21 protein-coding genes are annotated in these 22885 nt (G+C 68.7%); 5 read left to right on the top strand and 16 right to left on the bottom strand.

Features of this window, described 5'->3' with window-relative positions:
- The 3 genes from IB269_RS04720 to IB269_RS04710 are packed head-to-tail and all read right to left on the bottom strand — an operon-like array spanning nucleotide 1 to nucleotide 3726.
- On the bottom strand, nucleotides 1–1215 hold the full coding sequence (locus IB269_RS04720) for an ABC transporter permease (protein ID WP_047219430.1): 1215 nt from the start codon (nucleotides 1213–1215) through the stop codon (nucleotides 1–3).
- Nucleotides 1216–1228: 13 nt separating this feature from the next.
- The gene (locus IB269_RS04715; protein WP_013801710.1) at nucleotides 1229–2278 is read right to left on the bottom strand and encodes an HlyD family secretion protein; all 1050 of its coding nucleotides are present in this window, start codon (nucleotides 2276–2278) and stop codon (nucleotides 1229–1231) included.
- Nucleotides 2275–3726 (bottom strand): TolC family protein, encoded by a 1452-nt coding sequence (locus IB269_RS04710; RefSeq protein WP_192366504.1) that lies wholly within the window; start codon nucleotides 3724–3726, stop codon nucleotides 2275–2277. The genes IB269_RS04715 and IB269_RS04710 overlap by 4 nt, the downstream gene beginning before the upstream one ends.
- Before the next feature lie 283 nt (nucleotides 3727–4009).
- On the opposite strand from IB269_RS04710, the gene argA reads away from it, so the two are divergent.
- Nucleotides 4010–5356 (top strand): amino-acid N-acetyltransferase, encoded by a 1347-nt coding sequence (argA, locus tag IB269_RS04705; protein ID WP_012206372.1) that lies wholly within the window; start codon nucleotides 4010–4012, stop codon nucleotides 5354–5356.
- Nucleotides 5357–5527: 171 nt separating this feature from the next.
- Here the strand turns inward: argA and bla are convergent, their stop codons facing one another.
- Nucleotides 5528–6439: a class A beta-lactamase gene (gene bla / locus IB269_RS04700; RefSeq protein ID WP_034367430.1), complete on the bottom strand. Its 912-nt coding sequence runs from the start codon at nucleotides 6437–6439 to the stop codon at nucleotides 5528–5530.
- Nucleotides 6440–6548: 109 nt separating this feature from the next.
- Between bla and IB269_RS04695 the strand changes: the two genes are divergently transcribed.
- From IB269_RS04695 to IB269_RS04685, 3 genes are all read left to right on the top strand, one after another.
- Nucleotides 6549–7406, top strand: a complete 858-nt coding sequence (locus tag IB269_RS04695) for a LysR family transcriptional regulator (protein ID WP_012206374.1) — start codon at nucleotides 6549–6551, stop codon at nucleotides 7404–7406.
- 93 nt (nucleotides 7407–7499) lie between these two features.
- Nucleotides 7500–8171, top strand: coding sequence for a glutathione S-transferase (locus tag IB269_RS04690; protein ID WP_192366503.1), 672 nt, complete (start codon nucleotides 7500–7502; stop codon nucleotides 8169–8171).
- 106 nt (nucleotides 8172–8277) lie between these two features.
- Nucleotides 8278–8925, top strand: coding sequence for a LysE family translocator (locus IB269_RS04685; protein WP_013801705.1), 648 nt, complete (start codon nucleotides 8278–8280; stop codon nucleotides 8923–8925).
- A 35-nt stretch (nucleotides 8926–8960) separates the two neighbouring features.
- Here the strand turns inward: IB269_RS04685 and IB269_RS04680 are convergent, their stop codons facing one another.
- From IB269_RS04680 to rpiB, 7 genes are all read right to left on the bottom strand, one after another.
- Nucleotides 8961–9917: a sugar-binding transcriptional regulator gene (locus IB269_RS04680; protein WP_012206377.1), complete on the bottom strand. Its 957-nt coding sequence runs from the start codon at nucleotides 9915–9917 to the stop codon at nucleotides 8961–8963.
- A 45-nt stretch (nucleotides 9918–9962) separates the two neighbouring features.
- Nucleotides 9963–11084 (bottom strand): erythritol/L-threitol dehydrogenase, encoded by a 1122-nt coding sequence (locus IB269_RS04675; RefSeq protein ID WP_012206378.1) that lies wholly within the window; start codon nucleotides 11082–11084, stop codon nucleotides 9963–9965.
- A gap of 48 nt (nucleotides 11085–11132) precedes the next feature.
- Nucleotides 11133–12113, bottom strand: coding sequence for an ABC transporter permease (locus IB269_RS04670; protein WP_012206379.1), 981 nt, complete (start codon nucleotides 12111–12113; stop codon nucleotides 11133–11135).
- 48 nt (nucleotides 12114–12161) lie between these two features.
- Nucleotides 12162–12926 carry a GolD/DthD family dehydrogenase gene (locus IB269_RS04665; protein ID WP_192366502.1) on the bottom strand — a complete coding sequence of 255 codons (765 nt, stop codon included), beginning with the start codon at nucleotides 12924–12926 and terminating at the stop codon, nucleotides 12162–12164.
- Nucleotides 12923–13978, bottom strand: coding sequence for a substrate-binding domain-containing protein (locus IB269_RS04660; protein ID WP_192366501.1), 1056 nt, complete (start codon nucleotides 13976–13978; stop codon nucleotides 12923–12925). The genes IB269_RS04665 and IB269_RS04660 overlap by 4 nt, the downstream gene beginning before the upstream one ends.
- Before the next feature lie 63 nt (nucleotides 13979–14041).
- Nucleotides 14042–15538: a sugar ABC transporter ATP-binding protein gene (locus tag IB269_RS04655; RefSeq protein ID WP_192366500.1), complete on the bottom strand. Its 1497-nt coding sequence runs from the start codon at nucleotides 15536–15538 to the stop codon at nucleotides 14042–14044.
- 2 nt (nucleotides 15539–15540) lie between these two features.
- On the bottom strand, nucleotides 15541–16014 hold the full coding sequence (gene rpiB / locus IB269_RS04650; protein ID WP_012206383.1) for a ribose 5-phosphate isomerase B: 474 nt from the start codon (nucleotides 16012–16014) through the stop codon (nucleotides 15541–15543).
- A 294-nt stretch (nucleotides 16015–16308) separates the two neighbouring features.
- Here rpiB and dhaL point away from each other — a divergent pair, with 294 nt between their 5' ends.
- The gene (gene dhaL, locus IB269_RS04645) at nucleotides 16309–18105 is read left to right on the top strand and encodes a dihydroxyacetone kinase subunit DhaL (RefSeq protein WP_192366499.1); all 1797 of its coding nucleotides are present in this window, start codon (nucleotides 16309–16311) and stop codon (nucleotides 18103–18105) included.
- Nucleotides 18106–18108: 3 nt separating this feature from the next.
- Here dhaL and IB269_RS04640 read toward each other — a convergent pair whose 3' ends face one another.
- From IB269_RS04640 to IB269_RS04620, 5 genes are all read right to left on the bottom strand, one after another.
- Nucleotides 18109–18615 (bottom strand): disulfide bond formation protein B, encoded by a 507-nt coding sequence (locus IB269_RS04640; RefSeq protein WP_012206385.1) that lies wholly within the window; start codon nucleotides 18613–18615, stop codon nucleotides 18109–18111.
- Nucleotides 18616–18713: 98 nt separating this feature from the next.
- Entirely contained in the window at nucleotides 18714–19841 is a 1128-nt protein-coding gene (locus tag IB269_RS04635; RefSeq protein ID WP_013801698.1) for a sulfate/molybdate ABC transporter ATP-binding protein, read from the bottom strand.
- Between the two features lie 37 nt (nucleotides 19842–19878).
- Complete coding sequence (gene cysW / locus IB269_RS04630) at nucleotides 19879–20877, bottom strand: sulfate ABC transporter permease subunit CysW (protein ID WP_192366498.1); 999 nt, start codon at nucleotides 20875–20877, stop codon at nucleotides 19879–19881.
- 1 nt (nucleotide 20878) lies between these two features.
- Nucleotides 20879–21784: a sulfate ABC transporter permease subunit CysT gene (gene cysT, locus IB269_RS04625; RefSeq protein ID WP_013801696.1), complete on the bottom strand. Its 906-nt coding sequence runs from the start codon at nucleotides 21782–21784 to the stop codon at nucleotides 20879–20881.
- 74 nt (nucleotides 21785–21858) lie between these two features.
- Nucleotides 21859–22860, bottom strand: coding sequence for a sulfate ABC transporter substrate-binding protein (locus IB269_RS04620; protein ID WP_063325738.1), 1002 nt, complete (start codon nucleotides 22858–22860; stop codon nucleotides 21859–21861).
- Nucleotides 22861–22885: the final 25 nt, after the last annotated feature.

Genomic DNA, 22885 nt, shown 5'->3' with positions numbered 1-22885 from the left:
TCAACGCCCTCCCCATTTGTCGGGGCGGGAAAGGCCGCGCGCCAGGCCTGCCGTGGCCAGCAGCAGCAACACCAGCGCGGCCAGCAATAGCCCGGCCACCACGGGCAGGCTCTGCACGATGGGCGCGCCCATCTGCAGCTGCTCTATCTGCAGCCGCGCATAGTGGGTATAGGGCATGGACAGGGCCCAGGCACGTGCCGAATCGGGCATGGCCAGCAGCGGAAAACCCACGCCGCTGAACGCAAAGGCCGGCGCCGACAGCAGGCCCGCGCCCGACAGCGCCGTGCGCAGCGACAGCGTGAGCGCCGCCAGCAGCGCCCCGGCCGCCAGGCTCACGGCGATCAGCAGCAGCAGGGCCAGCGCCACCCAGGCCAGGCTGGCAGCGCCCTGCCCCGGATGCCAGCCCCGTCCGGCCGTGAGCCACAGCATGGCGAGCGTACCGCCCAGGCCCAGGCTGGCCCAGGACAACGCCAGCTTGCCCGCCAAGGCGCCCGCAATGGCGCTCCAGCCGGGCTTTCCCGGGCCCGCAGCCTCGGCCATCCACTGGCCCAGCGTGCGGTCGCGCAGCTCACGCCCCACGGACCATGCGCCGGCCGTCATGCCCAGGATGTGCAGCAGCGCGGGAATCAGCGCCGCCGCCAGGAACTGCTCGTAGTTGGTGGAGATGTTGAACAGCGACACCAGGTTGGTGCGTATGGGCTCCATGCGCACGCGCAGCGCCTGGGCAGGGTCGCCGCGCTTGGCACGGGCCTGCATTTCCACGCCGGCCGACAGCGTTCCCACCACCTGGCGCAGGTCGCGCTGGATCAGGCTGGAATGCGTGGCCAGTTGGGCGTTGTGCATGAGCACCACGTCGGCCCCCTGGCCCCGCTTGATGTCGCGCGCAAAGCCGGGCGGGATCTGCACCACGGCGTAGGCATTCATGGACTGCAGCGCCCATTGCGCCTCCGAGGCATTGAGCGCCTGCGACTGCACGGCCAGGCCCGGCGTGGCGTCCAGCATGCGCACCAGCTGGCGCGACAGGGCGCTGTGGTCCTGGTCCCAGACGGCGACGGGCAGGCGCTGGACCAGGCCTGCCGAGAAGATCCAGACCATGAGCAGCAGCGCCAGCAGCGGCACCCAGCTGACCATGGCCAGGTCCCAGGGCCGCCCGCGCAGCAGGCGCCATTCGCGCCGCAGGCTGGCGGCAAAGGCCGTGGGCGGGTTCGCGCTCACTGCCGCCGGCCGCTCAACGGCCGCCTTCCACGACCACGCTCATGCCGGGCCGCGCGCCTGCAATGGGCTGCTGCGGCCGCGCGCGGACCTCGAAGGTGCGCGCATCGAAGCCCTGGCCAGCGCGCGTGGCGCGCCAGGTGGCGAAGTCGGGCAGCACACCCAGGTAGTAGACCTCGAAGCCGGCCTCGCGGTTGTCCAGGCCCGGCAGGCGGCCGGTGAAGCGGCTGCCCTGGGCAAAGCGTGCAAGCTGGTCCTCGCGCACATTGAGCACCACCCACTGGTCGGCCAGGTCCACCACGGTGACCACGGCCACGCCCTGCGGAGACAGCTCGCCCTGACGGGCCAGCACCTGGACCACCTCGCCGCCCACGGGGCTGCGCAGCTCGGTCTCGGCACGCGCGGCCTCCACCTCGGCGACCACGCCCTGCACCTGGCGTGCCTGGGCCTGGGCAGCGCTGCGATCCTCCTGGCGCGCGCCCGAAGCCGCCATTTCATACTGCGCACGCGCAGCCAGCGCCTGGTCGCGCGAGGCGCGCCAGTTGGCATCGGCTTCATCGCGCTTCTGGGCTGCAACCAGTCCCTGGTCGAAGAGGCTTTGCACGCGGCGCAGCGAGGTCTGGGCCAGGTCGGCGGCCGTCTGGGCGCGCTGCCAGTTCAGGCGCGCCATCTGCACTTCCTGCGGGCGTGCGCCGGCCTGCGCCTTGTCGGCCTGGGCCTGGGCGGCATCGCGGGCGGCCTCGGCCTGGGCCAGCTTGGCGCGCACCTCGGGGCTGTCCATCTCCACCAGCAGATCGCCGGGCTGGATCTTCTGGCCTTCGGTGACCCGCACCTTGGCGATGCGCGCCGTGACCTTGGGCGCGATGTCGGTCTCGCGTGCCTCCATCTGGCCCTGGAAATACAGGGGGGCGGGCTGCGCCGCACGCCAAAAGCCCCAGGCCACGAGCAGCAGCACGGCCAGCACGATGGCCAGGGCCAGCCAGGGGCGCCTGCGCCCCGGCGGCACGGGCGCGGGGCCGGGTGCTTCGGGGGCGCTGCGGGGATGGTCGGGCGTGGCTGTGCTCATGGTGCGTCGGGTGGGATCTGTATGTCGGCCTGGGCCATGAATCGGTCGAATTCCTCGCTCTGGCCCGTGCTCTCCAGCAGTGCGGCCAGGGCCTGCACATACTGGTTGGCCAGTTCGGCACGCTGGGTCTGGACCTTGGCGAGATTGAGGCTGGCATCGATCAGGTCCAGCGTGGTGCTGGTGCCTTCCCGCAGACCGGCCTCGCGCAGCCGCAACAGCTCGCGCGCCAGATCCTCCTGGGCCTGCTGGGCCTGGTACTGGCGGCGTGCCTGCTCCACGCCCAGCCAGTTCTTTTCGACCAGCAGCGCGATGTCGCTGAGCGCCTGGGCTTCGGTCAGCTCGGCCTGCTCGATCTTGCGCTGCGAGGAGGCGGCCAGCGCATCGCGGTCGATGCTGTCCCACAGCGTCCAGCGCACGGCCACGCCTGCCACCCAGTTGGGCTTGCCGCTGGTGTTGACCTCGCGCGAACCGAAGGCCAGCAGCTGCGGCCGGCGCAGCGCCTCCTGCGCGTCGTGCAGGGACTCGGCCTGGCGCTTCTTGGCCTGCACCTTGTCCAGACCCGGATGGTGCGACTGGGCCGCGGCGACGAAGCCGTCCAGCGGCGGCAGAGGCCGGCTGCTGACGAACAGCGGCGTGCTGGGCAGCACCTGTCGCTGCGCCTTGACCGTGCGCGCCAGCGCCGCTGCGGCCAGGTCTGCGTCGTCGCGCGATTTGCGCGCCTGCTGCTCGGCGTCGGCCAGCGCGGCACGGGCCTGCAGGCGCTCCAGCCGGGAGATCACGCCCGCCTTGAGCATGCTTTGCGCCGCCGTGTCATGCACGCGCACGCCTTCAAGTGCACGCTCGCGCAGCCGTGCGGCCCGCTCGGCCAGCTGGGCGCCGAAGTAGCGCTGCACCAGCAGCGAATGCAGGGCGTGGCTGCTGCTGGCGGCATCGGCCAGGGCTTCGTCGGTGGCAGCGTCCAGGCCACTGCGCACCGCATCGGACAGGCCGCCCAGGTACAGCGGCCAGACCAGGGACAGGCTGGCCGAGGCATTCGTGCTCTTGCGCTGCAAGGCATAGGAGGTGGGCAGTTGCGGCAGCGAGGGAATGACCGGCCCCACCGAGGGCGGCAGCTGGCCGAGGACGCCGTCCAGGGTGCGCCGCGCAGGATCGAGATCGATGTCGGCATTGGCCGAGTAGCGGTAGCCCAGGCCCGTGATGGCCACGGAAGGCCCGCCCAGCCCCTGCGTACCCTGGCGTCTGAGGCGCGCGCTTTCCACGGCCTTGGCCGAGGCGGCCAGCTGGTCGGAGCCCTGCAGCAGCGCCTGGCGGGCCTGCACGAAGCTCATCGCGGCGGCGGCCTGGGAGGCCGGAGCCTCCCCTGCAGCCTGGGCTGCCCCTGCGACCATGCCCAGCGCCGCCAGCCACGGCACAAGGCGCGCGGGCCGCGCAAGCAACGGAAAAAACATGGAAGCGCTCAATGGCATGAATGGGGGCGCCTTGCGTGGTTCACCGATGGTGGCGAAGCTTACACGGGCTTGCAGGCGGGCCCCCGTCGGACAAGGTCCTGTGCCTTGTGCCCCCGGCACTGTGCAGCAGGGTCGATTTGCCTGGCGTTCCATCCCATTTCTGTGCGCAGGTGCCGCGCCATGCCGCTACACTGGCGCCTGCCTGCGCGAGCATGTCCTGGCGGACCTGTCCGCAGGCCTTTTTTTTCTGCCCGGCATCGGCCCGATGCCCCGACTGACCACCATGTCCACCGTCTTCAACTTCACCTTCGTCCCCTGGTTCCGGTCCGTGGCTCCCTATATCCACAAGTTCCGACACCAGACCTTTGTGGTGGGACTGACGGGCGAGGCCATCGCATCGGGCAAGCTCAGCTCCATCGTCCAGGACCTGGCCATGATCCAGGCCATGGGCGTGAAGATCGTGCTGGTCCATGGCTTCCGTCCCCAGGTCAACGAACAACTGGCCGCCAAGGGCCATGAGGCCCAGTACTCGCGCGGCGTGCGCATCACCGACTCCGTGGCGCTGGACTGCGCCCAGGAAGCCGCCGGCCAGCTGCGCTACGAGATCGAGGCCGCCTTCAGCCAGGGCCTGCCCAACACGCCCATGGCCGGCGCGCGCGTGCGCGTGATCTCGGGCAACTTCCTCACGGCGCGGCCCGTGGGCATCGTGGACGGCGTGGATTTCAAGCATTCGGGCCTGGTGCGCAAGGTCGATGTGAGCGGCATCCGCAGCGCCCTGGACATGGATGCCATGGTGCTGATGTCGCCCTTCGGCTTCTCGCCCACTGGCGAGGCCTTCAATCTGAGCATGGAAGAGGTGGCCACGCGCGTGGCCATCGAGCTGAAGGCCGACAAGCTGATCTTCATGACCGAGGTGCCGGGCATCCGCATGGACCCCACGGGCCCGGCCGACGAGACCAACCCCATCGACACCGAGCTGCCGCTGGCCACGGCCCGCCGCATGCTGGCCGAGTTGCCCACGCCCGAGCAGCCCACGGACACGGGCTTTTACCTGCAGCACTGCGTGCATGCCTGCGAGCACGGCGTGGAGCGCAGCCACATCCTGCCCTTTGCGATCGACGGCGCGCTGCTGCTGGAGATCTATGTGCACGACGGCATCGGCACCATGATCATCGACGAGAAGCTGGAAGAGCTGCGCGAGGCCACGCCCGACGACGTGGCCGGCATCATCCAGCTGATCGAGCCCTTCGAGAAGGACGGCACCCTGGTCAAGCGCAGCCGCACCGAGATCGAGCGCGACATCGCCCACTACACCATCATCGAACACGATGGCGTGATCTTCGGCTGCGCCGCGCTCTACCCCTATCCCAGCGCCAGGACGGCCGAGATGGCGGCCGTCACCGTCTCGCCCAAGAGCCAGGGCACGGGCGACGGCGAGAAGCTGCTCAAGCGCATAGAGCAGCGCGCCAAGGCCCAGGGCCTGGACAGCCTGTTCGTGCTGACCACGCGCACCATGCACTGGTTCATCAAGCGCGGCTTCCAGCCCGTGGACCCCGACTGGCTGCCCGAGGCGCGCAAGGCCAAGTACAACTGGGACCGCAAAAGTCAGGTCCTGGTCAAGAAGTTGTAACCCCCTGAGGCGCTGTGCGCCTTCCCCCTCACGAGGGGGGCATACGGGCGGCCGGCGACACCCTCGGTGCGGGGGCGGCGCGGCCGGCCCAGGCCCTTCCTCGGCGTCTCTCGTCTTCAGGCCGCGCCAATTTTTTGAAATCGCCCAAATCAAGCGACATGGTGGCGCAACTCAGCCTTGCACTGCTGCCTGCCAGCGTGCGGCCGCCTTGCCGGCCGCTGCCAGCGCCGCATCGCGCTGTGGCGCGTCGGCCGGGCATTCGGTGAGGTAGCCGGTCACCAGCAGCGGTGCGCTTTGCGGCGTGGGCCAGGCGATGACGGCATCGTTGGCCGTGCCGCGATCGCCGGTGCCCGTCTTTCCACCCACGCGCCAGCCGGCCGGCATGCCCGCGCGCAGGCGCTTGTCGCCCGTGCGGCTGGCCACCAGCCACTGCTGCAGCAGGGCGCGGCCATGGCCGTCCAACACCGATCCCAGCAGCAGGCGCTGCATGCTTTGCACCATGGCCAGGGGCGTGGTGGTGTCGCGCTCGTCACCGGGCAGGCCTTCGTTGAGCTCGGGCTCCATGCGGTCCAGGCGCGTGGTCTCGTCGCCGCTGGCGCGCAGCCACTGCGTCAGCGCCTGCGGGCCGCCGCTGGCGTCCAGCAGCAGGTTGGCGGCCGTGTTGTCGCTGAGCACCACGGCGGCCTCGCACAGTTCGGAGATGGTCATGCCGCCGCCATCACCGGCACGCGGGCCGCTGGCCGGCGAGTAGGGAACCAGCCGGGAGCTGGCGTAGTGCACGCGGCGCGACAGGCGCTCATCGCCCTGCTGCACGCGGTCCAGCACCTGGGCGGCCAGCAGCAGCTTGAAGGTGCTGCACATGACAAAGCGCTCGTCGCCGCGGTGGTCCACGCTGGCGCCCGACTCCACCTCCAGCACGGCCACGCCGAGCCGGCCGCCCACACTTTTCTCGATGCGCGCCAGCTCGGTCCTGAAGGCCTGGTCGGCAGCCCCCTGTTTTTTTGATGGCAGGGCGCAGCCCGCCAGCCCGGCCGCCATCCAGGCGGCCGCGCCGCCCGTCATCAGAAAATCGCGTCTTTGCATTGTTTTTCCTTTTCAGTTGCAGATCGACAACCGCAACGATAGCGCCGCGCCCAATCTGCGACCAGCGTGAATAATTGGCAGCATCCCTTAGAAAAACTATTGGCTCACCATGCAACTGCCCCTCAATGCCCTGCGCATGTTCGATGCGGCCGCGCGCCATCTCAACCTGACGCGGGCGGCCGACGAGCTGTGCGTGACCCAGGCCGCCGTCAGCCAGCACATCCGCAACCTGGAGGAGCGCCTGGGCAAGCCGCTGTTCCGGCGCCTGCCGCGCGGCCTGGCGCTGACCGACGAAGGCCACGCGCTGTGGCCTGCCGTGGCCGAGAGCTTTGCGCGCATAGAGCATTCGCTGCAGCAGGTGGCCGAACCGCGCCCGCGCGAGGTCCTCACCGTGGGCGTGGTCGGCACCTTCGCCATCGGCTGGCTGATTCCCAGGCTGGGCCAGTTCCAGCAGCAGCACCCCTACATCGACCTGCGACTGCTCACGCACAACAACCGCGTGGACCTGGCCGGCGAAGGGCTGGATGCGGCCGTGCGCTTTGGCGACGGCGCCTGGCAGGGCACGCGTGCCGAGCTGCTGCTGCGCGCGCCGCTGACGCCCATGTGCACCCCTGCCCTGGCCCAGCGCCTGCGCCAGCCGGCCGACCTGGCCGGGCAGACGCTGCTGCGCTCGTACCGCCTGCAGGAGTGGGAGAGCTGGTTTGCCACGCTGGACCAGAGCGCGCCGCTGGCGCGCGGGGCCATGTTCGACTCCTCGCTGACGCTGGCCGAGGCGGCGGCCCAGGGCGCGGGCGTGGCCCTGCTGCCGGCGCGCATGTTCCAGCACCTGCTGCAGCAGGGCCGGCTGGTGCGCCCCTTCGAGCAGGAGGTGGACACGGGCGCCTACTGGCTGACCCACCTGCGCTCGCGCGCACCCAGCGCGGCGCTCAAGACCTTCAGGCAATGGCTGCTGGCGCAACTGCAATAGCCACGGACGCCCGCGGCAAGACCCGCAGGCCGCCTGACTTTGGCCCCGGCGCTATCATCTGCCGCTTTTGGCCCCTAGCCCCGTCCCCGCTCCATGACCCAGACCCTGCCGGTTCTCTACTCGTTTCGCCGCTGCCCCTACGCCATCCGCGCCCGCCTGGCGCTGGCCCATGCCGGCCTGGCCTGCGAGCTGCGCGAAATCAACCTGCGCAACAAACCGCAGGCGCTGCTCGACGCTTCGCCCAAGGGCACGGTGCCCGTGCTGGTGCTGGAGGACGGCTGCGTGATCGAGCAGAGCCTGGATGTCATGCTGCACGCGCTGCGCGCCAATGACCCGGATGGCTGGCTGGCACCGACCAGCGGTTCGCTGCCGGACATGCTGGCGCTGATCGAGCGCAACGACGGCTTTTTCAAGCACGCCCTGGACCGCTGCAAGTACCCCGAGCGCTATACGGCCGAAGAGGTCAACCACGCCCAGGCCGATGCCCTGACCTGGCTGGCCGAGCTGGACGACCAGCTGGAGGCCACCGGCTACCTGTTCGGCCAGAACCCCAGCCTGGCCGACATGGCCCTGCGCCCCTTCGTGCGCCAGTACGCGCGCATCGACGAGTCGCAATGGAACGAGCAGCCCTGGCCGCACCTGCAGGCCTGGCTGCAGCGCTGGATCGATTCGGCCCTGTTCGCCGAAGTGATGGAAACCTACCCGGGCTGGGTGCCCGGCACGCGCGGCCCGGTCTTTGCCGCCGGCGGCGTGGGCAGCGACTGACGCCTGCCCGCCCCGTGTGCCCTGCACCGGGTCGGCAGGGGCTGCGCAAGGCAGGCAAAGCTGGCACAGTGGCACGCTGTTGCCAACCGCATGAGCCTTCGCCGACATGACCCTCGCCACCCTGCTCGTCTTCTCCCTGGTCGCGCTGATCGCGATCATCACCCCCGGCCCCACCGTGCTGCTGGCCCTGGCCAATGGCTCGCGCCACGGCGTGCGCCGCGCCCTGCCCGGCATGCTGGGCGCCGTGCTGTCGGACTTCGTGCTGGTCGGCGCTGTCGCGCTGGGCCTGGGCGCCCTGCTGGCGGCCTCGGAGTTCTGGTTCTCGGTGGTCAAGTGGGCGGGAGCGGCCTACCTGGCCTGGCTGGGCCTGCGCATGCTGCGCAGCCAGGGCGGATCGCTGTCGGCACCTCAGGGCGACGGCAAGGCAGAGGCAGGCGCCGACGGCTACAGCGCCCGCACCGTGCTGTTCAAATCGTTCCTGGTCGCCGTGACCAATCCCAAGGGCTACCTGTTCTGCTCGGCCCTGCTGCCGCAGTTCATCGACCCGGCGGCCGCCCAGGCGCCGCAGTACATCGCCATTGCGCTGGTGTTCGCGCTCATCGATTTCCTGGTGATGCTGGCCTATGCCTTCGCCGGATCACGCGCCGCGCGGCTGCTGCGCGGGCGGGCCGTGATGTGGCTGGACCGCCTGTGCGGCGGCATGCTGCTGGCGCTGGCAGGCTCGCTGGCCTTCTACCGCCGCGCGTCGAACTAGGCGCGCCGCCCAAGAGCCGCCCCTCCCCCACTGCGTCAGCGCGTCGTCCCCATGACATCGTCCAGCTGCAGCACGGCCGCCGCGTTGGCCGTGGTGGTGGCCAGGGTGTCGATGGCGCCGGTGCGCAGGGCGCCCAGGATGGCCGTGACCTTGCTGGATTCGGCCGCCACGGCGATGACGTTGGGTATGCGCAGCAGGTCCTCGCGGCTCAGGCCGATGACGCGGTCCTGCATGGGGGTGGCGGCCGGCTGGCCGTGGATGTCGATGAAGTCGTAGCCCATCATGTCGCCCACCGTGCCCGCGCGGCGGGCGTCCGAGATCTCCTGCGCGGAAAACCAGCCCATGCGGGCCATGTTGCTGTCCACGCTGACATCGCCCACGCCGATGAGGGCGATGTCGGCACGGCGCGCCTTGTCCAGGGTGTGCCTGACGGTGTCGTTGTCCAGCAGCGCCTTGCGCAGTTGCGGATCGCCCACCAGGGCCGGCGCATAGAGCGATTCGGACTTGCCGCCAAAGCGCGCGGCCAGGCGGCGCGCGATGTGGTCGGCGTTCATCGCCTCCCCGCCACGGTAGGAGCCGCCGATGGCGCTGACGAAGTGGCATTCCCGCCGTGTGGCGGACAGGGCGTGCTCGGAGACCGAGGACACGTTGCGCCCCATGCCCACGGCCACGATGGAGCCATCGACCAGGATGCGCTCCAGTTCGCTGGCCACCAGGCCTGCCAGCAGTTCGCGCTGCCGGTCGGCATCCTTGTGGTCCACCGCGATCAGGGCGCGCTTGATATGAAAGCGCTCGGTCAGCTGCCGCTCCAGGTCGGCGGACACCAGCGAATGCGGCCGCACGCGGATCTCGACAATGCCCTCTTCCTGCGCGCGGCGCAGCAGCCGCCCGACGGTGGCGCGCGAGATGCCGAACTCCTTGGACAGTTGGTCCTGCGTGCATCCATCGACGTAGTACAGGGTCGCCAGTCGCGTCAGGTCGCTTTCAGTCAAGGGTGCCTCCAAGGGTGCCGGGAAAGGCGCGCAGTGTAGCGCCGCTCACCGGGCCTCGCCAGCGTGGGGCAGCAGCAGGACCTTGACCGAGTCCATGGAATCGGCCACCCGGATGGCGCTCTCCCACTCCGACAGCGCATAGCGGTGGGTGACGATGCCCTCGGAGGTGACCAGCCCGCGCGCCAGCAGGTCTATGGCAATGGGGTAGCAATGGGCGCTCAGGTGGGCGCCGCGCAGGTCCAGCTCCTTTTCCTCGCCGATGATGGACCAGTCCACCGTGGTCTCGCGCCCGAAGACGCTGAACTCCACGAAGCGGCCGAGCTTGCGCACCAGGTCCAGCCCCTGCGTCACGCCCGAGGGCGCGCCCGTGGTCTCTATGTACACATCGCAGCCATAGCCGTCGGTCAGTGCGTGCACGATGGCGCGGGCATCCTCGCGTGCGGGGTTGATGGTCACGTCGGCGCCGCAGCGGCGTGCCAGCGCCAGGCGCTGGTCCGACAGGTCCATGACCACAAGCCGGCGCGGCGTCTTCAGGCGCGCCACCTGGGCCATGAGCAGGCCCAGCGTGCCTGCGCCGGCGATGACCACCACATCATCGAGCTGGATGTCGCCGCGGTTGACGGCATGGATGGCGCAGGACAGCGGCTCGGTGATGGCCGCATCCTCGAAGGCCACGCTCTCGGGAATCCGGTGCACCACGGCGCGGGCCGACAGGCGCATGTACTCGGCCATGCCGCCATCGGCCACCTGGCCCTGGAAGCCGTAGACATCGTGCACCTCGCACATCCAGCGAAAGCCGGTCCTGCAATAGCGGCAGGCATGGCAGGGCACGATCTGCTCGGCGATCACCCGGTCACCCAGCTGCACGCCGTGGTGCTCCTGCGCGCCCTCGCCCACCTGCACCACATGGCCCCAGAACTCGTGGCCCGCGATCACCGGCGGGCGCACATAGGCGGGGCGGCCTTTTTCCGGGTCTCCCCAGAAGCGCGGCGCGCCAGCCCAGCATTTGCAGTCGCCCGCGCAAATGCCGCAAGAAGCCACGCGGATGACCAGCTCGCGCGGCCCGGCCTGCGGACGCGCGACGCGTTCGAGCCGGTAATCCCTGGGCCCGTGGCAGACCACGGCCAGCATGTTCGTATCGGCGGCGTCAGGCAGGGTGTTTTGCATGGAACTCTCCCGGGTTGCAGATGGTGGACAGGACGTGGGCGCAGCGCTTCATGCCCTGCGGCGCGAACTGTCGAGCAGCACGGCGCCGACGATGATCACGCCCTTGATCAGCTGCTGGTAGTACGAGGAAACTCCCAGTAGGTTCAGCCCGTTGTTGATCACGCCGATGAGCAGGGCTCCGACGACCGTGCCGCCCAGGCTGCCCGTGCCGCCCGACAGGCTGGTGCCGCCGATCACCACGGCCGCAATGGCGTCCAGCTCGTAGGACACGCCGGCCTGCGGCAGCGCCGCCGTGGTCCGCGATGCCAGCAAAATACCGGCCAGCCCCGCGAGCAGCCCGCTGACCACATAGACCAGCAGCACGATGGCGCGGGTGTTGATGCCGCTGGTCTTGGCGCTGCGCAGGTTGCCGCCCACGGCGTAGATGTAGCGGCCATACACGGTGTAGCGCAGCACGAAGGCGAACACCGCGACGGCAACGGCAAAGATCACGATGGGCATGGGCACGGGTCCCAGCTGGCCGGCGCCGATGGCAAGAAAGCCGTCGGGCAGCTCGGACACCGGCATGCCGTCGTTGTAGATGTAGGTCAGGCCGCGCGCCGCACTGAGCATGCCCAGCGTGGCCACGAAGGGCGGCACCGCGAACCAGGCCACCAGCAGGCCGTTGACGCCGCCCAGCAGCATGCCCACGCCCAGCCCGGCGCCCACGCTCACCGCCAGCCCCTGGCCATCGGCCGCCAGCCAGGCGCCGACCATGCCGGCCAGCGCCAGGATGGCGCCCACCGACAGGTCGATGCCCGCCGTCAGCACCACGCACGTCATGCCGATGGCCAGGATGCCGTTGATGGAGGTCTGGCGCAGGATGTCGGCCCAGTTGCCCCAGGTCATGAAATGGGGGTTGGCCAGCGCCAGCGCCGCGCACAGTGCAATCAGCGCGATGACCACGCCGTAGCGCTCGCGCAGGCTGCGCAGGTCCAGCGCGCGCCGCCCCAAGAGCGGCGGCGAAGATGCGGCTTGAAGATTCGTCATGGAGGACTCCCGCGTTGATGGAAGAAAAGCGTGGTGCCGGCTGACCGCTCACTGGATGGAGTAGCCCCCGTCGATGACGATGTTCTCGCCCGTCAGCATGCCAGCGTGCGTACCGGCCAGGAACACGGCCAGCCGCGCCACCTCCTCGGGCTGCGCAAAGCGGCCCGTGGGGATGAGTGCCCGCATGGCCTCCCCCACCTGCCCGGCCCAGGCCTTGCGGCCCAGCGGCGTGTCCACCACGGTCGGCGAGATGGCGTTGACGGTGATGCCGTCGGACGCCCATTCCAGCGCCAGCACGCGCGTCAGTCCCACCAGGCCCGCCTTGCTGGCGCAATAGGCGGCATGGCGCCTGAGCGCGACCACGCTGGCCTGCGAGGCCAGGTTGATGATGCGTCCGTGGCGCTGGCGGCGCATGGCCGGGGCCACTGCCTGGGCCAGCAGCAGCGGCGCCGTGAGGTTGACGGCCAGCGTGCGATCCCAGGCCGCCTCGCTGACTTCGCCGGCCGGCTCCAGCAGCGCCACGCCGGCGCTGTTGACCAGGATGTCGATGCGGCCCGTGGCCTCCAGCACGGTGGCCACCGCCTGCTCCACGCCCTCGGGCCTGGTCACATCCACCGCCAGCGCCAGGTGGTGCCGGGGCTCCGCCAGGCTGGCAGCGGCCACGTCCAGTGCCTGCCGCTCCAGGTCCACCAGGACGACACGCGCACCGCCTTCGGCGAGCTGCCGGGCAATCGCCAGGCCGATGCCGCCCGCGCCGCCGGTGACCAGGGCCGTGCGGCCGTCGAAGTCCCGCTCCAGGCCGGCGGCGCTCATTTGCGCACCTTCTGCAAGAAGGCGTCGGCATTGGCGGGCACGATGGCGGTCCAGGGCACCTCGTAGGATTTGGCCGTGCCATCGCCCCAGGGCATGGCCTGGGCATACTCGCTCCATACCACCGAGCGCGGCCGGTAGGACGGGCCGACTAGCTGGCGCAGCAGCACATCCAGCGCGCCCTGCGCCTGGGCCTGGGCATCCTGGAAATTGGTGGTCATCTCCCCGCGCTTGACGGCCGTGATGGCGGCGGCCACGCCGTCCACGCCCACCACCGGGATGGTCTTGATATCGATGCCCTTGGTCTTGATGGCCTGCACCGCGCCCAGGGCCTCGTCGTCGTTCTGGGCGATCACGCCCTGGATCTGGCCCGGGAATGCGGTCAGCCAGTTCTCCATCAGTCCCATGGACTCGGCGCGCGACCAGTTGGCGGTCTTGCGCGCCAGCACCTTCACGTCCTTGTGGCGGGCCAGCACCTCGTCATTGCCGCGCGCCCGCTCGATCTGTGCCGACTGGCCTATGGGCCCCTCGATGACGACGATATTGCCCTTGCCGCCGATGGCCTTCATCAGCGCCTCGGCCTGCATGCGGCCGGCCACCACATCGTCATTGCCCACGTAGGAGGTCAGCACATCGCCCTGCACGCGCGTGTTGGAGCCCACCACGGGAATGCCGGCCTTCACCGCCTTGTGCACGGGCGCCGCACCCGCCTTCAGGTCGATGGGCACGAAGAGGATGCCGTCGTACTTCTGCGTGATCATGGTGTCGAACTGGTTGCTCTGCGTCAGCGCGTCGTAGTTGCCGTCGAACACGGTGATCTGCACCGTGCCGTCCTTCACGGCCGGATGCGCCTTCAGCTCCTTGGTCCACATCTGCATGAACTCACCCTTGAGCCCATAGACGGCCGCGCCTATGCGGTAGGGCTTGGCCGGCGATGGCACTGGTGCTGGTGCCGACAGCGGGGCCGGAGCCTGGGCCCGGACCTGCGCTGCGGCCAGGAACAGCCCACCGGCAAGCGCGGCGGCAAGCACGGTGGTGAAGCGGAAAAACGGCATGGTCATGTCTCCTGTGTGTTGTGAAAGGCAAGGGGAAAAACGCAGCACGGGCATCACCCGGGCTCAGGACGCGAGGTGCATCAGCGCCTCCTGCGTGATGCCGTGGCCGGCCACCACGCGGTCAAGCCGGCCTTTGCGGAAGATGGCAATGCGGTCGCTCAGCTCCAGCAGTTCCGGCGCCTCGGAGGACACCACCACCACGGCATGGCCCTGCTCGGCCAGCGAGGCCAGGAAGGCGTACACCTCGCGCTTGGCGCCTTCGTCGATGCCGCGCGTGGGCTCGTCGCACAACAGGCAGACGGGATTGGTGGCCATGCAACGGGCCAGCACCACCTTCTGCTGGTTGCCGCCGCTCAGGCCGGAGACCGGCATGGCCGGGCTGGCCAGCTTCACGCGCAGGCGCTGCAGCAGGCCGCCCACCAGCACGCGCTCTGCCGCGCCATCCACCACCCCGGCGCGCTGCAGGCCCGGCAGTGCGGGCAAGCTGGCGTTGAAGCGCACCGAGGAGCTCATCACCAGCCCCGTGGCCTTGCGGTCCTCGGTCACCAGGGCCAGGCCCGCCTTGATCGACGCCGTCGGATTACCGCGCGGCAGGGGCCGTCCGCCCAGGCTCGCCTGCCCCTGGTCGGCGCGCGTGAGGCCGTACAGGCAGTTGAGGAATTCGCTGCGGCCCGATCCCATCAGTCCGTAGATGCCCAGCACCTCGCCGCGGGCAACGTCCAGACTGATGTCCTCGAACTCGCCCCGGCGCGTGAGCCCCTGCACCGACAGCAGCGGCTCGCCCGGCGCCGCAGCCCTGCGCTCGCTGGCGGCAGCGCGGACCTCCCGGCCCACGATGAGCTTCACCAGCTGCCGCCGGTCGATATCGGCCAGCGCGCCGGTCTGCACGAAGCCGCCATCGCGGAACACCGTGTAGCTGTCGGCAATGGTGAAGATCTCCGTCAGGCGGTGCGACACGTAGAGGATGCCGGCGCCCTGCGCGGTCACGCGGCGTATCGCGTCGAAGAGAATGGCGGTCTCGCTTTCGCCAATGGCCGAGGTGGGCTCGTCCATGATGATCAGCTCGCTTTGCCGGCTCAGGGCCTTGGCAATCTCCACCAGCTGGGTCTGCGCCAGGCTCAGGCGGCCCATCTGCGCACGCGGATCGATATCGAAGCCCAGCTGCCTGAGCAGCGCATCCGCCTGCTCCAGCAGCGCGGCATGGCGGACCACCACGCCGGCGCGCCGGGGCTCGCGGCCCAGGAAGATGTTCTCCGCCACGCTCATGCCCGGGATGGGCGACAGCTCCTGCGTGATGATGGACAGGCGGTGCGCCAGCGCCTCGTGCGGCGTGGCGAAATCCACCGGCCGGCCCTTGAGCAATATCTCGCCGGCATCGCGCCGCAACAGGCCCATCACGATGTTCAGGAAGGTGGATTTGCCTGCGCCATTGCCGCCGCACAGCGCGTGCACGCTGCCCGCCTGCAGCTCAAGGCAGCCGTTGCGCAGCGCAGGCACGCCGCCGAAGCTCTTGGCCACCCCGCGAGCCTGCAGCAGTGCGGTGCCGGTGCCGGTGCCCATGGTCACGCGCCCTGCCCGCGCCCGGCCGCGGCGGCCTGCGAGCGTTCGAAGCCGGTGATGGCATCCACCTTCAGGGCCGAGCTGCCGCCATCGAAGCGCGATGCAAGGAAGCGGTCCACGATGGCCTTGGCCAGTTCCACCCCGATCACGCGCGAGCCCAGCGTGATGATCTGCGCGTCGTTGCTGCGGCTGGCGCGCTCGGCCGAATAGGTGTCATGGGCCTGCGCGGCGCGGATGCCCGCCACCTTGTTGGCGGCAATGGCCATGCCTATGCCCGTGCCGCACAGGAGAACGCCGCGCTCATGGCGGCCCTGGACGATGGCCTGCGCCACCGCGATGCCGATGTCGGGGTAGAGCACCGGCTCGCCGTCGTGCGTGCCGAAGTCGGCCACTTCGTGGCCCTGGGCCAGCAGATGCTGCTTCACGGCGTTCTTGAGGTCGCAGGCGGCTTCGTCGCAGCCGATGGCCAGCTTCATGGCATCCCCTTCATTACAAAAGACCATCACATGATCATTTAATCAATGTTTTCTGAGAGTCTTCTCAATCGAAGAGCAGTTGTCAAACAACGAAAGCTATGTGCATCAGCAATATGAAGAGGTAACCTGTTGAATTTTCTACAAAATCCATCAAATCCTATCGTTTTCCCTTGGCTATTGAATAGCCAAAAGGCATTGACATGCCAATTTCAACAAATCAAAAATGACCATTCAATGATCATATGAACAGCCTTCGGCACACTCGCCGCGACTGCACCTGGAGGAGACAAAGGCATGACGACCAACCGCGTGATCAACGACCCCGACCGGGTGGTGGAGGACATGCTCCAGGGATGGATCGCCGCCCATGGCGACACCCTGCGCATCGACGCAGGCAACCCCCGCGTCGTGCGCCTGCATGGCGCGCCACGCAGGGGCAAGGTGGGCATCGTGACGGGCGGCGGGTCGGGGCACGAGCCGGCCTTTCTGGGCTATGTGGGCGCAGGCCTGTGCGACGCCGCCGCCGTGGGCGAGGTGTTCTCGTCCCCCACGGCCAGAAGTTTCTACGACGCCATGCGCGCGGCCGATGGCGGCGCCGGCGTGGCCTGCCTGTATGGCAACTACGCGGGCGACAACATGAACGTGGCCATGGCCGTGCAGATGGCCGCGGCCGAAGGCATGGCGGTCAGGACCGTGGTGGCCAACGACGACGTGCCTTCCGCCGCGCGGGGCGACGAGGCCAGCCGCCGCGGCGTGGCCGGCGAGATCCTGATGTGGAAGGTGGCGGGCGCCCGGGCGGCCATGGGCGCCAGCCTCGACGAAGTGATCGCCCTCGCACGGCACGCCATGGCCCGCACGCGCAGCATCGGCATCGGCCTGTCGGCATGCACCATTCCCGCCGTGGGCAAGGCCAACTTCCATATCGAGCGCGGCAGCATGGAGGTGGGCATAGGCCACCATGGCGAGCCCGGCATGTCCGTGCACCGCACGGCCACGGCGGCCGATATGGCCGAGCGCATGCTGGACACCCTGCTGCCCGACCTGCCCTTCGCCCCGGGCGACCGCGTGGCCGTGCTGCTGTCCGGCCTGGGCGCCACGCCGCTGATGGAGCAGTACATCCTCTATGGCGAGGTGGCCCGGCGCCTGCAAGAACGCGGCATGCAGGTGGCCTTCCGGCTGGTGGGCAATCTCTTCACGTCGCTGGAGATGATGGGCATCACGCTCACGCTGATGCAGCTGGACGACGAGCTGCTGGCCTGTCTCGAGGCACCTTGCCAGTCAGTCGCCCTGACCCTGGCCGGCGGGCTGCCGCCCCAGCCGCAGGATGCCATTCCAACGCCGCCCTCTGTTCCGGCAAGGACGCCGGCACAGGCCCAGGAACAAGCACAAACCGCCCGCCCCCAAGCCGCAAGGCGCACCAGCCAAGGGCCGGCCATCGCGCTCGATGGCGCGGGCAGCATCGTGCGTGAACTGATCACGGCCATCGTCAGCCACCGGGAGTTCCTGAGCGAGATCGACGGCCTGATCGGCGATGGCGATCACGGCATCAACATGGCCAAGGGCTTTTCCGGCTGCGGCGCACGGCTCGATGCCATGGAGGCCAGCCAGGCAGCGCAGCTGCCTGCGGCGCTGCAGCAGCTGTCCCAGGCGTTGATGGACGATATCGGCGGCTCCATGGGCCCGCTGTACGGCAGCTTCTTCCAAGGCTTCGCCGATGTTCTTGGGCCGGAGCAGGAGATGGATGCCACCCTGTTCGGCCAAGCCCTGGCGCGGGCCGTCGCCGATGTGCAGGAGATGGGCAAGGCCCAGGTGGGCGACAAGACCCTCATCGACACGTTGGCCCCGGCCCTGCAGACCTACCGGCAATCGCTGCAGGCCGGCGCCGGTTTCCGCGAGGCGCTGCAGGCCATGGAGGCCGCGGCCGAGGCGGGCAAGGAATCCACGCGCCACCTGCAGGCCCGCATCGGACGCTCGGCCCGGCTGGGGCCGCGCTCCATCGGCGTGCTGGACGCGGGCGCCACGTCCTGCTGGCTCATCCTGAGCACCCTGGCGCAGTCGCTGCAGCGGCGACTGGCGCAAGCCTCAGCCTAGGGCTCAGCGCCTGCGGGCAGCGCCGCGCACCAGCAGCACCAAGACGGCCACGCTCATGATGGCGAAGCAGATGAAGGACCAGTTGGCGATGGAGCCGCCCAGGAAGCTCCAGTCCACGGCGGCGCAGTCGCCCGAGCCACGGAAGATCATGGGCACGGCACGGCTGATGGAGTAGTTCTCGATCATTCCGTAGAAGTCGCGCCCGCAGGTGGCGAACTCGGGCGGATACCACTGCAGCCAGCTCTGGCGCGCGGCGACGAAGGCGCCAAAGCCTGCAGCCACCAGCGCCAGCACGCCCCAGCTGATCAGCCAGCCGCGACCGCCGCGCACACTGCCCAGGCCCGTGAAGAGGGCCACGCCGATCAATGCATAGCGCTGCACGATGCACATCGGGCAGGGCTCCAGCCCGACCACATGCTGCAGATACATGCCGAAGGCCAGCATGGCCACGCAGGCCAGGCTGATGAGCGCCAGGATGCGGCGCGGAGCGTTGTCAAACCATTGAAGCATTCTTGTCTTTCGTCACCCGGTTGAATGAAATCAGGGCTGCGGCGCCGGCCCGGCGCTGCAGCCCTGTTCAGCGGGTGCAGGAAGCCGTTGCCGCGCCGTCAGATGCCAGCCGCCTCGTCCAGAAACACCTTGGCACGGCGCGGTGTCACCACCAGGGTTTCCCCCTCGCGCAGGGCCATGTCCCTGAACTGCTGCGCAGGAATCTGCGCCTCGATCAGGCCACCCTCTTCGGCATTGTCCGTGCTTTCGGTGCTCTCCGATGGAATAAGTTCCAGGCGCGCAATGGGCCCCACGACGATGGCGCGGGCCAGCTGCACGACGATGCCCGTGGGCCGTCCCTGGACGTCCAGGTTCTGGCCGGGCGAGTAGCGTTCCACCTCCAGATCGTGCGGGCGCACATAGGCGAAGGCCTTGCTGTCGCTGGCGCCCTTGGCGTCGTGGCTGTCCAGCTGGGTGCCGTCGTCCAGGTAGACACGGCCATCGCTGGCGCGGCCCTTGAACAGGTTGACGTCGCCCAGGAAGCCGTAGACGAAGGGCGTGGCCGGGTTGTCCCAGACCTGCTGGGGCGTGCCCTCCTGCTCGATGCGGCCCTGGTTGATGACGACCACGCGGTCGGCCACTTCCAGTGCCTCCTCCTGGTCGTGGGTCACGAAGATGGAAGTCACGTGCAGCTCGTCATGCAGGCGGCGCAGCCAGCGGCGCAGCTCCTTGCGCACCTTGGCATCCAGCGCACCGAAGGGCTCGTCGAGCAGCAGCACCTTGGGCTCCACCGCCAGGGCGCGGGCCAGGGCAATGCGCTGGCGCTGGCCGCCCGACAGCTGGGACGGGAAGCGTTCGGCAATCCAGTCCAGCTGCACCAGCTTGAGCAGGCTCATCACCTTCTCGCGGATCTGGGCCTCGCTGGGGCGCTGGCTGCGCGGCTTCACGCGCAGGCCGAAGGCCACGTTCTCGAACACGGTCATGTGGCGGAACAGCGCGTAGTGCTGGAACACGAAGCCCACGTTGCGCTCGCGCACATGGACATCGGTGGTGTCTTCGCCGCTGAAGTGGATGCTGCCCACGTCGGGCGTCTCCAGGCCCGCGATGATGCGCAGCAGCGTGGTCTTGCCGCAGCCCGAGGGGCCGAGCAGTGCGATGAGTTCGCCGGACTGGATGTCCAGGCTCACATCGCGCAGGGCCTGGAAATCGCCGAACTGCTTGCTGACGTTGCGTATTTCAATGCTCATGGTCTTGCTCTTGCTTTTGTCTGGTCGGGGCCGGGGTTCAGGACACCTGCGGCACCTGGGATGCCTGGGAAGACGCCGTGGGGCGCTCGGGAGGCAGGTCGGCAGCGGCCTTGGCCTGCTGCTCGGCACGCCACTCGGCCACCGACTTGATGACCAGGGTCACCAGCGCCAGCAGGGCCAGCAGCGAGGCGGCAGCGAAGGCGGCAACGGACTGGTACTCGTTGTAGAGGATCTCCACATGCAGCGGAATGGTGTTGGTCTGGCCGCGGATGTGGCCCGAGACCACCGACACCGCTCCGAACTCGCCCATGGCACGCGCATTGCACAGGATCACGCCGTACAGCAGGCCCCACTTGATGTTGGGCACGGTGACCTTCCAGAAGGTCTGCCAGCCCGTGGCACCCAGCACGATGGCGGCCTGCTCCTCGTCGCTGCCCTGCGCCTGCATCAGCGGGATCAGCTCGCGGGCGATGAAGGGGAAGGTCACGAAGATGGTGGCCAGCACGATGCCGGGCACGGCGAAGATGATCTTGATGTCATGCTCGGCCAGCCAGGGGCCGAACCAGCCGTTGGCGCCGAACACCAGCACGTACATCAGGCCCGCCACCACGGGCGAGATCGAGAACGGCAGGTCGATCAGCGTGATCAGAAAGGCCTTGCCCCGGAACTCGAACTTGGCAATGCACCAGGCCGCCGCCACGCCGAACACCAGGTTCACCGGCACGGCGATCAGCGCCGTGATCAGGGTCAGCTTGATGGCCGACCAGGCATCGGGCTCCTGCAGGCCGGCGACATAGGCGTCCCAGCCCTTGCGCAGCGCCTCGGTGAACACGGCCGCCAGTGGCAGCACGAGGAACAGGCCGATGAAGATCAGCGCAATGCCCGTGAGAATCCAGCGCACGGCGCGCGGCTCGGTGGTGGTGAGCTTTTCGCGCCGGCCCTTCGGGGGCGCCGTGAGCCTGTACAGCACCAGCACGGCGACCAGCACCGCGCCAATGATCTTGAGAAGCAGAGCTTCCTGTGGAGACAACGCCATCTCAAGCCCCTCCCGAATGCTTGCGCTGCCATGCCTGCAGCGCGTTGATGACCAGCAGCATCACGAAGGAGAACAGCAGCATCACCACGGCCACGGCCGTGGCGCCTGCGTAGTCGTATTGCTCCAGCTTGCCAATGATGATCAGCGGTGTGATTTCAGAAATCATGGGCATGTTGCCCGCGATGAAAATGACCGATCCGTACTCGCCGATGGCGCGTGCAAAGGCCATGGCAAAGCCCGTGAGCAGCGCGGGCGTGATGGCCGGCAGGATCACCTTGTAGAAGATCTGCCAGCGCGAGGCGCCCAGGCTGGTGGCCGCCTCTTCCAGCTCCTTCTCGGAGTCTTCCAGCACCGGCTGCACCGTGCGCACGACAAAGGGCAGGCCGATGAAGATCAGCGCAATGACCACGCCGTTCGGGTTGAAGGCCAGCTGGATGCCGTAGGGCTCCAGGTACTGGCCCACCCAGCCGTTGCCGGCCAGCAAGGCGGTCAGCGAAATGCCGGCCACGGCCGTGGGCAGGGCAAAGGGCAGGTCCACCAGGGCATCGACGATCTTCTTGCCCGGGAACTTGTAGCGCACCAGCACCCAGGCGATCAGCAGGCCGAACACCAGGTTCACGCAGGCCGCCGCAAACGAGGCGCCAAACGTCAGCCGGTACGAGGCCAGCACGCGCGGCGAGGCCACGGCCTCCCAGAACTGGGGCCAGGTGAGCGAGAAGGTCTTGAACAGCAGTGCCGACAACGGGATCAGCACGATCAGGCTCAGATAAAACAGCGTATAGCCCAAGGTCAGCCCGAAGCCGGGCAAAACGCGCTTGGCGCCGCGCCCTTTGCGCGCCGCACCGGACGGTGCGGGCACAGGAGCGTCGGCGCCAGGCCTTGGGCTGGTCGGAACGGCAGACACCATGTTGGATTCCAAATCAGCCAGTGTGGGGAGGGGGCCTCAGGCGGACTGCGCCGCCTTCATGCCTGCTTGCGTGCTTACTTGCCGGGGACGTAGATCTTGTCGAACTGTCCGCCGTCGTTGAAGTGCACCTTCTGGGCTTCGGACAGCGAGCCGAAATACTTGGCCACGGTGAACTGCTTGATGGGCTTGAACACATCGGCATGCTTCTTGAGCACGGTCTCGGAGCGGGGGCGCAGCGCGTGCTGTGCGGCGATTTCCTGGGCTTCGTCGGAGTACAGCCAGGCCAGGTAGTCGTGCGCCAGCTGGCCCGTGCCCTTCTTGGCCACGGTGCGCTCGACCACGGCCACGGGGTTCTCGGCCACGATGGACACCGAGGGATGGACGGCATCGACCTTGCCCTTGCCGAATTCGCGGTCCACGGAGACCACTTCGGATTCGAACGTGATCAGCACGTCGCCGATATTGCGCTGCAGGAAGATGCTGGTCGCGTCGCGGCCGCCCTTGCCCAGCACGGGCACGTTCTTGTAGAGCTGCTGCACGAACTCGGCCGCCTGCGCGTCGGTGCCGCCCTTCTCGCGCACCGAACCCCAGGCAGCCAGGTAGGCGTAGCGACCATTGCCGCCGGTCTTGGGATTGACCACCACGACCTTCACGTCGGGACGGATCAGATCGCTCCAGTCCTTGATGTTCTTGGGATTGCCGTTGCGCACCAGGAACAGCATGGTCGATGTGGTGGGCGAGGCGTCATTGGGGAATTTCTTGGCCCAGTCCTTGGCGACCACGCCGCTGTCGGCCAGGAACTGCACGTCGGTGGTGGTGTTGAAGGTCACCACATCGGCGGCCAGGCCGTCGTTGACGGCGCGCGCCTGGGCGCTGGAGCCACCGTGCGACTGGTCCACCTTGATGTCCACGCCCTTGGTCTTCTTGTAGTGGGCGACGAAGGCGGCGTTGTAGTCCTTGTAGAACTCGCGCGCCACGTCGTAGGAAACGTTGAGCAGCTGGTTCTGCGCCGATACCGTTCCCGCGGCGGCCAGCGCCAGGGTGGCCAACAAAGTCTTGAGCTTCAAAGAATGCATGGTTCGCTGCCTTTTATTAGTGGAC

Origin of the sequence: Delftia sp. DLF01 (genome assembly GCF_014852125.1) — a bacterium.
GTDB classification, from domain to species: Bacteria; Pseudomonadota; Gammaproteobacteria; order Burkholderiales; family Burkholderiaceae_C; genus Comamonas; species Comamonas acidovorans.
The sequence above is the reverse complement of the archived record's forward strand: the minus strand, read 5'-3'. Positions and strand labels throughout refer to the sequence as shown.

Bases quoted from the DNA above. Each gene is read 5' to 3' on its own strand.
- IB269_RS04620 (WP_063325738.1), bottom strand. From the start codon at position 22,860: ATGCATTCTTTGAAGCTCAAGACTTTGTTGGCCACCCTGGCGCTGGCC.
- IB269_RS04665 (WP_192366502.1), bottom strand. From the start codon at position 12,926: ATGAGCGCCGCCGGCCTGGAGCGGGACTTCGACGGCCGCACGGCCCTG.
- IB269_RS04690 (WP_192366503.1), top strand. From the start codon at position 7,500: ATGACCCAGACCCTGCCGGTTCTCTACTCGTTTCGCCGCTGCCCCTAC.
- bla (WP_034367430.1), bottom strand. From the start codon at position 6,439: ATGCAAAGACGCGATTTTCTGATGACGGGCGGCGCGGCCGCCTGGATG.
- IB269_RS04660 (WP_192366501.1), bottom strand. From the start codon at position 13,978: ATGCCGTTTTTCCGCTTCACCACCGTGCTTGCCGCCGCGCTTGCCGGT.
- IB269_RS04635 (WP_013801698.1), bottom strand. From the start codon at position 19,841: ATGAGCATTGAAATACGCAACGTCAGCAAGCAGTTCGGCGATTTCCAG.
- IB269_RS04685 (WP_013801705.1), top strand. From the start codon at position 8,278: ATGACCCTCGCCACCCTGCTCGTCTTCTCCCTGGTCGCGCTGATCGCG.
- IB269_RS04640 (WP_012206385.1), bottom strand. From the start codon at position 18,615: ATGCTTCAATGGTTTGACAACGCTCCGCGCCGCATCCTGGCGCTCATC.
- cysT (WP_013801696.1), bottom strand. From the start codon at position 21,784: ATGGTGTCTGCCGTTCCGACCAGCCCAAGGCCTGGCGCCGACGCTCCT.
- IB269_RS04710 (WP_192366504.1), bottom strand. From the start codon at position 3,726: ATGTTTTTTCCGTTGCTTGCGCGGCCCGCGCGCCTTGTGCCGTGGCTG.
- cysW (WP_192366498.1), bottom strand. From the start codon at position 20,877: ATGGCGTTGTCTCCACAGGAAGCTCTGCTTCTCAAGATCATTGGCGCG.
- IB269_RS04715 (WP_013801710.1), bottom strand. From the start codon at position 2,278: ATGAGCACAGCCACGCCCGACCATCCCCGCAGCGCCCCCGAAGCACCC.
- IB269_RS04655 (WP_192366500.1), bottom strand. From the start codon at position 15,538: ATGGGCACCGGCACCGGCACCGCACTGCTGCAGGCTCGCGGGGTGGCC.
- IB269_RS04695 (WP_012206374.1), top strand. From the start codon at position 6,549: ATGCAACTGCCCCTCAATGCCCTGCGCATGTTCGATGCGGCCGCGCGC.
- IB269_RS04675 (WP_012206378.1), bottom strand. From the start codon at position 11,084: ATGCAAAACACCCTGCCTGACGCCGCCGATACGAACATGCTGGCCGTG.
- rpiB (WP_012206383.1), bottom strand. From the start codon at position 16,014: ATGAAGCTGGCCATCGGCTGCGACGAAGCCGCCTGCGACCTCAAGAAC.
- dhaL (WP_192366499.1), top strand. From the start codon at position 16,309: ATGACGACCAACCGCGTGATCAACGACCCCGACCGGGTGGTGGAGGAC.
- argA (WP_012206372.1), top strand. From the start codon at position 4,010: ATGTCCACCGTCTTCAACTTCACCTTCGTCCCCTGGTTCCGGTCCGTG.
- IB269_RS04670 (WP_012206379.1), bottom strand. From the start codon at position 12,113: ATGACGAATCTTCAAGCCGCATCTTCGCCGCCGCTCTTGGGGCGGCGC.